The organism is Candidatus Palauibacter scopulicola (genome assembly GCF_947581915.1).
In the GTDB taxonomy this organism is placed as follows: domain Bacteria; phylum Gemmatimonadota; class Gemmatimonadetes; order Palauibacterales; family Palauibacteraceae; genus Palauibacter; species Palauibacter scopulicola.
Genome location: NZ_CANPWG010000028.1, coordinates 50,958 through 59,096, shown reverse-complemented (window position 1 = coordinate 59,096; position 8,139 = coordinate 50,958). Strand labels below are relative to the sequence as shown.

General features: G+C 70.6%; 7 protein-coding genes. All 7 read right to left on the bottom strand.

What is annotated here, in order from left to right:
• Positions 1 to 88: 88 nt before the first annotated feature.
• Positions 89 to 700 carry a LysE family transporter gene (locus RN743_RS05750; protein WP_310777407.1) on the bottom strand — a complete coding sequence of 204 codons (612 nt, stop codon included), beginning with the start codon at positions 698 to 700 and terminating at the stop codon, positions 89 to 91.
• Between the two features lie 40 nt (positions 701 to 740).
• Positions 741 to 1,754, bottom strand: coding sequence for a TRAP transporter substrate-binding protein (locus RN743_RS05745; protein ID WP_310777404.1), 1,014 nt, complete (start codon positions 1,752 to 1,754; stop codon positions 741 to 743).
• Positions 1,751 to 3,538 (bottom strand): solute carrier family 23 protein, encoded by a 1,788-nt coding sequence (locus RN743_RS05740; RefSeq protein WP_310777401.1) that lies wholly within the window; start codon positions 3,536 to 3,538, stop codon positions 1,751 to 1,753. The genes RN743_RS05745 and RN743_RS05740 overlap by 4 nt, the downstream gene beginning before the upstream one ends.
• A gap of 24 nt (positions 3,539 to 3,562) precedes the next feature.
• Positions 3,563 to 4,867 (bottom strand): TRAP transporter large permease, encoded by a 1,305-nt coding sequence (locus RN743_RS05735; RefSeq protein ID WP_310777397.1) that lies wholly within the window; start codon positions 4,865 to 4,867, stop codon positions 3,563 to 3,565.
• Entirely contained in the window at positions 4,867 to 5,406 is a 540-nt protein-coding gene (locus tag RN743_RS05730; RefSeq protein WP_310777394.1) for a TRAP transporter small permease subunit, read from the bottom strand. The genes RN743_RS05735 and RN743_RS05730 overlap by 1 nt, the downstream gene beginning before the upstream one ends.
• 131 nt (positions 5,407 to 5,537) lie before the next feature.
• Positions 5,538 to 7,583 (bottom strand): TonB-dependent receptor, encoded by a 2,046-nt coding sequence (locus RN743_RS05725; RefSeq protein ID WP_310777391.1) that lies wholly within the window; start codon positions 7,581 to 7,583, stop codon positions 5,538 to 5,540.
• A 119-nt stretch (positions 7,584 to 7,702) separates the two neighbouring features.
• Positions 7,703 to 8,071, bottom strand: a complete 369-nt coding sequence (locus RN743_RS05720) for a transcriptional repressor (protein WP_310777387.1) — start codon at positions 8,069 to 8,071, stop codon at positions 7,703 to 7,705.
• Positions 8,072 to 8,139 lie beyond the last annotated feature (68 nt).

Sequence of the window (8,139 nt, the reverse complement as noted above, 5' to 3'; positions counted from 1 at the left end):
CGATCCGCTGGACCTCGACTGGGCGCTCTTCGTCCTCTGGGCACAGTACGACGAGACCCCGCTGAGAGCAGCCTGAGGGCGGCAATCGTCACACAGCGAGGGCCGAAACGGCGATCCAGAGCCCGAGGGCGCCGAGAATCGAGGCCGAGGCGCGATCGAGGTAGAGTCTCGCCCGCATGTAGCGCGCGGCGACCGCCTGTGTGCTCATGCAGAAGGCGAGCGTCGTGTAGAACACGATCTCGACCAGGAGGTGGTTGGCGACGATCACGAGACCGTTGGCCGGACTCAATCCGGCGGGAAAGACCGCGACGATCACGGCGGCCGCGAAGAGCACCGACTTGGGGTTCGACAGATTGATGAGAACGCCCCGGAGGAAAGCCTGCCGGTTGGGAGCGGAGCGGGCCTGCGGGGGTTTCGCGGCGTTCGTCCACATCCGGTACGCGAGGTAGAACAGGTAGAGCGCCCCGGCGGTTCTCATGGACCCGTACAGCCACGGCAGCCGCTCGAAGATGAGTCCCAGCCCGCCCGCGGCGAGCAGCGTCCACGTCGCGGCCATCGCACCGAGCCCGGCCCCGACGGCGATTCCGGCCGCGCGTCCGGAGCGGAGCGTGGTCTGAACGGCCACCAGGAGGGCGGGCCCCGGGCTCGCGATCGCGAACAGCAGAGCCACGTTGAACGCAAGAAGCTGTCCCGGCGTCATGAGGGCACGGCCATTGGCGCTCGGGCGGTCCGGCCGGCGGCTAGGGCGCCCCGCCGAAGAGGCGGATGACGTCGGCGGCGGTCATGTCGCCGACCTGGCGGTCGAGGCCGGCGGCGCGGGCGGGGGCGATGGCCTGTTCGAAGCGGCGGATCTCGTTCTCGGGGAGGTCGATGATCTCGACGCCGGCTTCCTGCGCCATCCGCAGGCCGTCGGCGCCGGCGCGCGCGTAGGCGGTGGCCCCGGCCATCGACAGGGAGGCGTCCGCGGCTTCATCGATCCAGCCCCGTTCCTCGGGTGACAGGGTCTCGTAGACCCCGCGGTTCATCAGCAGGACGAAGGGCAGGCCGGACGTGGGGAGCCAGGTCGTGAGGTAGGCGGCGGGCTCGTGAAGCTGGAACGTCCCGATCCCCGACGGGGAGATGGCGACGCCGTCGATGACGCCGGTGGTCAGGCTCTGGTGGACCACGGTGCCGGGCTGCATGACCGCGCTCGCGCCGAGCGCCTCGATGAATGGGATGAGGCTCCGCGTCGAGACCCGGATCTTGAGCCCGCTCATGTCCTCGAGCGTCCGCACCGGCCTCTCGCGCGTGAGCAGCACCGCGGCGTCGTTGGCCCACAGCCCCAGGACCTTCGCGTCGTACTCCGCCTCCAGCGCCGGCCGGGCGCGCCGCATGGCCTCGGTGCACGCTACCGCGGTCTTGCAGATGCCCGGGTAGGCGATGAGGTCCGTCTTCGGAAAGAGGTCCGGCGTGTAGGCGGGAATGGCGAGGGCGATGTCGGCCACGCCGCTCCGCAGGATCGAGTACTGCGCCGGCGCCGCCGAGTTCAGGGCCCCGGCGGGGAACTGCCGGACGGTGAGCTTGCCGCCCGAGAGTTCCGCGAGTTTCTCCCCTAACGGCGTGAACATGTCTCCGGTGAGGACGTGATCCGCCGGCAGGAAGTGCGCCAGCGACAACTCCCTCGTACCGCCCGTGTCGGACGTTTCTCCGCATCCGCCCGCGACCCCGCCCCCGGCGAGCAGTCCGAGGACGAGCGCCGCCCTCGCGCGCGTCATTGGCGGGACTCGCGCTCGGGGACGGCGGAAACTCGGAGGGTCAGGATGTCCACGTCGTGAAACTGCCGGTGCCGGACGGAGGAGGCGAGATGCCGGAGCAGCCGGAGCGAGATCTCCTGCTCCACGTCGGCCGCCGGGGTGTCGGCCTCGAGCCAGGCCAGGCGGTCCTGGAGGTTGAGATCGTCGCTGTCCTCGGCGCCGACCCGGAACTCCAGCACGGCCTCGTCGTCCTCCACGCTCGCCGTCAGGAGCAGTTCGCGCCTCCCATCGTCCGGTGTTCCCTCCGTCTCGTCCGCCCCGTCCGCCTCCTTCGCCGCCGCCGCCTCCCGCGACTCCAGGAGCGTGAGCAGCGCCTCCTCGCTCGCGGCTTCGAGCCGGTCCAGGACCGGCGCCAGCCCGTGCCGGGCCGAGAAGGCCTGGATGAACTCACGGATCCGGGGCAGTTCGGCCATGTCGAGCGTGCCCCTGAGCCGGCGCTTCCGCCGCGCGGTGAGCCCCGTGAGCAGCAGCGCCACCAGGCCTCCCGTCGTGAGCCCGCTGCTCAGCAGCCCGCCCGCGAACTCCGCGAAGAATGCGGGAAAGATCATGTCGAACTCGCAGGCGACGCCCGTCCAGAACGAGACGCCCGCGATGATGCCGTTGCGGGGGTTCGACCCGATGCTCCGCGCGACCTCGCGCATCCCGACCGTGAACAGCGTGGCCATGATCACGGCCATGGCGGCGGCCACGACGGCTCCGGGAATGGCGAGAATGAGGGCGAGCGCCTTGGGGACGAAGGCGAGGACGAGGAAGACGAGTCCGGCCGCGACGCCGACCCGGCGCGCCGCGACGCCCGTGACCTCGATGGCGGCCACGGCGTTCACGTTGAGCGTGTTCGGCATCGTTCCCGCCAGGCCCGCGAGCAGGTTCCCGGCGCCCTTCGCGGCCACGGCACGCTGCACGGCGCGATAATCGACCGCCCGCGGCCGGCGCCACGACAGGCGCTGGGCGGCGACCGCGACGGCGACCGACTTGGTCGTGCCGACGAGCGCCACGAACAGGAACGCGGGCAGCAATCCCCAGAACGCGGGGCCGAAGCCGACGTCCAGCGCGGGCGGCCCGCCGACCGGGAAGCCGATCCAGTCGGCGTCGGCCACGAGGCCGGTGTCGTAGATGCCGAAGGCCGCCCCGGTCACGGAGCCGGCGAGGATGCCGATGGCGGGGGCCCAGAGGCGGAGCGTCCCTCTCGTCCGGAGCGCGATCCCGAGGGTGGCGACGATCGTCACGGCGGCGCTCAGCGGCCCGGCCGGCACGGGGGCTCCCGGCGGCAACTCGTTGAGCATGCCGAAGAGGATCGGCATCACCGTGACGGGAAGGAGCATGACCACCGTCCCCGTGATGACGGGCGTCAGCACCCGGTGCAGCAGCGAGAGCCGCGCGGAAAACGCCGCCTGCGCGAGCGCCGAGAGGACGACCAGCGTGGCGAGCAGCCCCGGTCCTCCCTGGATCAGCGCCTCCGCGCACACGCCGATGAAGATCGCCGAACTGACGTGCGGCAGCGCGTACCCCGCTCCGATCCGCCCCACGCGCCGGCCCTGGAGGATGGTGGCGACGCTGCACGCGAGGACGGAGGCGAACACCGCCCACAGCACGAGTTCGTCGGCGCCCCCCGCCTGGAACACGATCGTCGGGATCAGCACGGCCCCGTTGATCCCCATCGCGGCGAGCTGCAGGCCGAGCCCCAGGGCGACCGGCCCCGGAACCCGGTCCTCCACCTCGTATCGGAGACCGTCGGCCGCGCTCATCCGTGGACTCTCATCCGTGGACCCTCATCCGTACATCGCGTTCGGGAGGAACGTGGCGATGCGCGGGAAGAGCGCGATCAGGATCAGCGCCGCCAGCATCGCGAGCCAGAACGGCAGGATGCCGCGGAACATCGTGCGCACCGCCACGTCCGGCGCGACCCCCTTCACCACGAAGATGTTGAGCCCCACGGGCGGCGAGATCAGGCCCATCTCGAGCGTGACCACGATCATCACGCCGAACCAGATCATGTCCACCCCCAGCGACTCGAGGATCGGCTGCACGAGTGGCACGGTCAGCACGAGCATCGCGAACCCGTCCAGGAAGGTGCCGAGCACGATGAACATGAGCAGCACGAGCACGACGACCTGCGCGCCCGAAAACCCCTGCTCGCCGACCCACTCCGCCGCGACGAACGCGATGCCCGTGAGTCCGAGGAAGACCTTGAACACGAAGGCGCCGAACAGGACGAGGAACGCCGTGCCGCTCGCTTTCAGCGTTCCGTTGACGACGTCGACGACCGTCTTCCGGTTCAGGGCCCGCCGCACGCAGGCCGCGATGAGCGTGAGGCACGCGCCGACGCCGGCCGCCTCGATGGCGGAGAAGATGCCGGCGTAGATGCCGCCGATGGTCACGATGACGATGCCCACGATCCACGCGGCGCTCGCGGTGGCGCGCAGGCGCTCCCGCCACGGAACGGGCCTCCGGGCGTGCGGCGCCTTGTCCGGGTCGCGGCGGACGACGACCCAGACGGTGAGCACGAAGAGCAGCGTGAGCACGATCCCGGGCACGACGCCGGCCATGAACAGCCGGCCGATGCTCTCTTCGGTGACGATCCCGTAGATGACGAGGCCCGCCGAGGGCGGGATCAGGAAGCCGAGCGTGCCGCCGGCGGCGATGGCCCCGGTCGCGAGCGAGTCGTCGTACCTGAAGCGCCGCATCTCGGGCAGCGAGACGCGGCCCATGGTGAGCGCGGCGGCCAGCGACGAGCCGGAAAGGGCCGAGAACCCGGCGCAGGCGACGATCGACGCGGACGCGAGACTGCCCCGGAAGCGGCCCAGCCAGCTGTGGGCCGCGCGGTACAGGTCCCGACTCATCCCGGAGACGACGGCCAGACTCCCCATCAGCATGAACAGCGGGAGGATGGTGAGGGGATAGCGCGAGGCGACGGCGAAGATCTCGCCCGCCAGCACCGCCGTGACGGCGCCCGGGCGGACCGCGGCGATCCCGCCGAGGCCCACGACGAGCATCGCCAGCCCCACCGGCACCCGGATGAAGAGCAGGACGAAGAGGGCGAGAAAGCCCGCGAGGGCGATGCCGGTCCCGTCCATCACTCGGCCGGCTCGTTGGGGTCTTCGGCGTTCCACGCCGCGAACCCCAGGAGGAGTTGGGACAGGAGCAGCAGTCCGTAGGCGGCGAGCGACGCGCCGAGCGCGTAGTAGAACGGGAGGTGCGGGATCGACACGCTGCCGGTGACGGCGCCGCAGGGAAGACCGCAACTGCCGTGCGCGAACAGCGCGTACGCGGCCGCGGCGGTCGCGCCCACGCCGAGCAGCCGGGCGACGGCGTCCGTGATCCTCGTGACGCGCCGGCCCGCGAGGCGCGCGAGCAGGTTCACGCACACGTGCGAGCCCTCGCGCGCGCCGTACGCGACCGCCGCCGCCACGACGACGGCGAGCGACATCGTCGAGACGTCCTCGATCCAGAGCAGGGAATCGTTGAGGACGTAGCGCCAGAAGACCTCGGCCACCGTGATGGCCAGCAGCACAGCGAGTGCGACCCCGCCGGCGACGGCGAACCCCGCCGCCACGCGGCCGCAGAACGCCTCCGCGCTGGCGAAGGCGTCTCTATGCTCCTCGAAAACCGTCATGTCCCCCGCACAGACCGAGAGCTTCCGCGAATTCGCGCCTCAGCATAGCGGGTCGGAGCGGGTTTGCGTACGGAGCCTCGGATGCCGGGGGGGCGGACGCCGCGTTGGACGGGGGGCGCCCGCCGTCCGCGCTAGTACACGACGCGGTACGTCACGCTCAGGCTCCTCCCGGCCTCGGGCATGATCTCCTTCACCCGCGACAGGTGCCGCCTGTACTCCGTGTTGCCGATGTTGTCGAGGTGGAGCGTCAGGACGTGCGGCCGCCCGGCGAAGGTGAAGCGCACGCCGCCGGAGAAGCCGAAGACCGCGTATCCATCGGTGGGGTCCTCGAACCGCCCGGTCCGTTCCTGGCTTGAGGCCATCCGCGTCTCGGCCTCCACGAACCAGTTCACCGGCGAATAGCCGATCGCCACGCGACCCTGGAGCGGGGGCATGAACGGGAGGGGCTCGTCGGTGGCGCGGATCGTGCCGCGCACGTACGACGCGGCGGCCTCCAGCCTGAATCCGGCCGGCACCGACCATTCGAGCTGGCTCTCGAAGCCGGTCAGCACGGCGTCCTCCCCCACGAACTGATAGATGGGGAGCCGTACGCGGCTGAGTCGCCCCGTCGCCTGCGGAAAAATGTAGCCCGCGATCGTGTTCCTGAACCACGTCGCCTCGGCGCTCACGCGCTGTCCCGTGACGCGCCCGAACACGTCGATGCCGAGCCCCTTCTCCGTCTCGAGCGAGGGATTGCCGACGTCGTATGAATTGGCCGCGAGGTGCGGCCCCTCCGAGTAGAGTTCGTGTACATCGGGGGTACGAAAGGCGCGACCCACGCTCGCGCCGAGGGTGAACTGCCCCGTCACCGGCAGAAGCGCGCCCAGCGATCCGGAGACCGCGTCGAAGGAACGCGCGCGGATGTGTCCGATGTCGGAGGACGCGTCTTCCTCCTCCGGTTCAAGTTCGACCCGGTCGTAGCGGAGCCCGGCCTCGACCCTGACCGGATCGAGTCGAATCTCCTCGAGGAGGTATGCGGCCTGCGTCCTGCGCCGCGAATTCGGGGTGTACAGCGCGCCCGCGAATCCGAAGTCTTCCCACGAGACTCTCGCCCCGACGGCCCCCGATGCGAACGGCCCCCATCCCGCGTGCCGCGCCCGGGCCTCCCCGCTCACGATCTCGCGATCGTATTGGGCGCCGAGGATGTCCGGGGGTTCCATCTCGTGGTGCCGGTACCACGTGTAGCCGGCATCGACTTCGATCGCCTCCAGGCCGTGCCCGGGCCGGATGACGCTGCGGAGCCGGCCGGCGGCTCGCTCCTGCTCCGTGCGCACCGCGTTCGTGTGGCCGCCGACGAAACCTCCGGGGATCCCGTAGTCGTTCGCGAAGTAGCGAAACGAACCGCCCGCGTAGCCCCAGTCGTCCACCCATGACGTTCCGGCCGCCACGCTCCGCACATCGGTCTGGGTGCCCACCAGCCTCCCGATGGGCGTCCGCAGGTCCCCTCCCTCGCGCTTCGAGACCTCGACGCGAAGCGGGATGTTCTCGGTGACGCCGACGGTGAGCTGGCTGCTCCCCCCGATGCCGCGGGTCGCTCCCTGCCCCTGAAGCGAGGTGAACCCGGTCGCGCGGCCAGGCACCGTCCGCGGAACCTCATCCCGAATCACGTTGATCACGCCCCCGAGCGCGTTGCTGCCGTACAGGATCGCGCTCGGTCCGCGAATCACGTCGATCCGCTGAGCGGAGGAGGTGGTGACCGCCGAGGCGTGGTCCGGGCCGCTGCTGAGGACGTCCCCCACCCTCTGTCCGTCCTCGAGCACGAGGATGCGGTCTCCGCTCAGGCCGCGGATGACGGGCTGGGACGTGCCCGGCCCCATGCTGGTCACGGTGACCCCCGGAACCGATTCCACCGTCTGCGCGAGGGTTCCCGCGAGGTGCCGCTGCAGCGTCTCGTCCGAGAAGACGGCGGAAGGCCGGATCGCCTCGCTCACGGCCGTGGGACTCAGGACCGCCGTGACGACGATGTCCGGCAGGGTGATGGCGGCGACCTCGGAGGCCACCTCGACGGTGTCCGCGGCCTGCTGCTCGTGCGCGGCCTGCTGCGCGACCGGCGGCGAGCCCGCGGCGCCCGCCGGCACGCCCGCGAGGGTGATTCCGAGGAGGAGAAAGAGGATGTAGGAGCGTCTGGACATCATCATGTGGGCCCGGTGCGAGGGGTGGAGGGGAGGCTTGCCTGCGCCCGATTCTTAATGATAACGGGTTATCGTTAAACGGCAAAGGGTGGGGGGCCGTGGGGAGCGGCCGGGTCAGAGGTGCGTCACGCGCACGCCGCGCAGCGGCCGAAGAGAACCAACTCGTGGCTGTCGACCTGGAAGCCGTCGGGCGCCAGCGTCTCGACCTCGTCGGGGCACCGGTGGACGTCGAACGCCTGGTCGCAGGAGTTGCAGAGGAAATGGTGGTGATGCGGACGGTCGGCCAACTCGTAGCGAAGCCCGCCGCCCGGGAGCTTCACCCTCGACAGCCACCCCTCGCGGACCAGGGTCTTCACGTTCCGGTAGACGGTCGCCACGCCGAGCGACGGCACGATCCGCTGGCCGTACTCGAGGATCTCGTCGAGCGTGAGCGGGCGCCCCGCGTTCGTGAACACGCGGCGAATCGCGCGGCGTTGTCGAGTATCTCGTTGCATCGAAGTACACCCCCCGTGCAGTTGGACCATAATGATAACGCATTATCGCCCCCTGTCACGCGAGGCCC

What these genes read in the sequence shown, in the direction of transcription:
- RN743_RS05750 (WP_310777407.1), bottom strand. Translation starts at nt 700, where the DNA reads ATGACGCCGGGACAGCTTCTTGCGTTCAACGTGGCTCTGCTGTTCGCG.
- RN743_RS05745 (WP_310777404.1), bottom strand. Translation starts at nt 1,754, where the DNA reads ATGACGCGCGCGAGGGCGGCGCTCGTCCTCGGACTGCTCGCCGGGGGC.
- RN743_RS05740 (WP_310777401.1), bottom strand. Translation starts at nt 3,538, where the DNA reads ATGAGCGCGGCCGACGGTCTCCGATACGAGGTGGAGGACCGGGTTCCG.
- RN743_RS05735 (WP_310777397.1), bottom strand. Translation starts at nt 4,867, where the DNA reads ATGGACGGGACCGGCATCGCCCTCGCGGGCTTTCTCGCCCTCTTCGTC.
- RN743_RS05730 (WP_310777394.1), bottom strand. Translation starts at nt 5,406, where the DNA reads ATGACGGTTTTCGAGGAGCATAGAGACGCCTTCGCCAGCGCGGAGGCG.
- RN743_RS05725 (WP_310777391.1), bottom strand. Translation starts at nt 7,583, where the DNA reads ATGATGATGTCCAGACGCTCCTACATCCTCTTTCTCCTCCTCGGAATC.
- RN743_RS05720 (WP_310777387.1), bottom strand. Translation starts at nt 8,071, where the DNA reads ATGCAACGAGATACTCGACAACGCCGCGCGATTCGCCGCGTGTTCACG.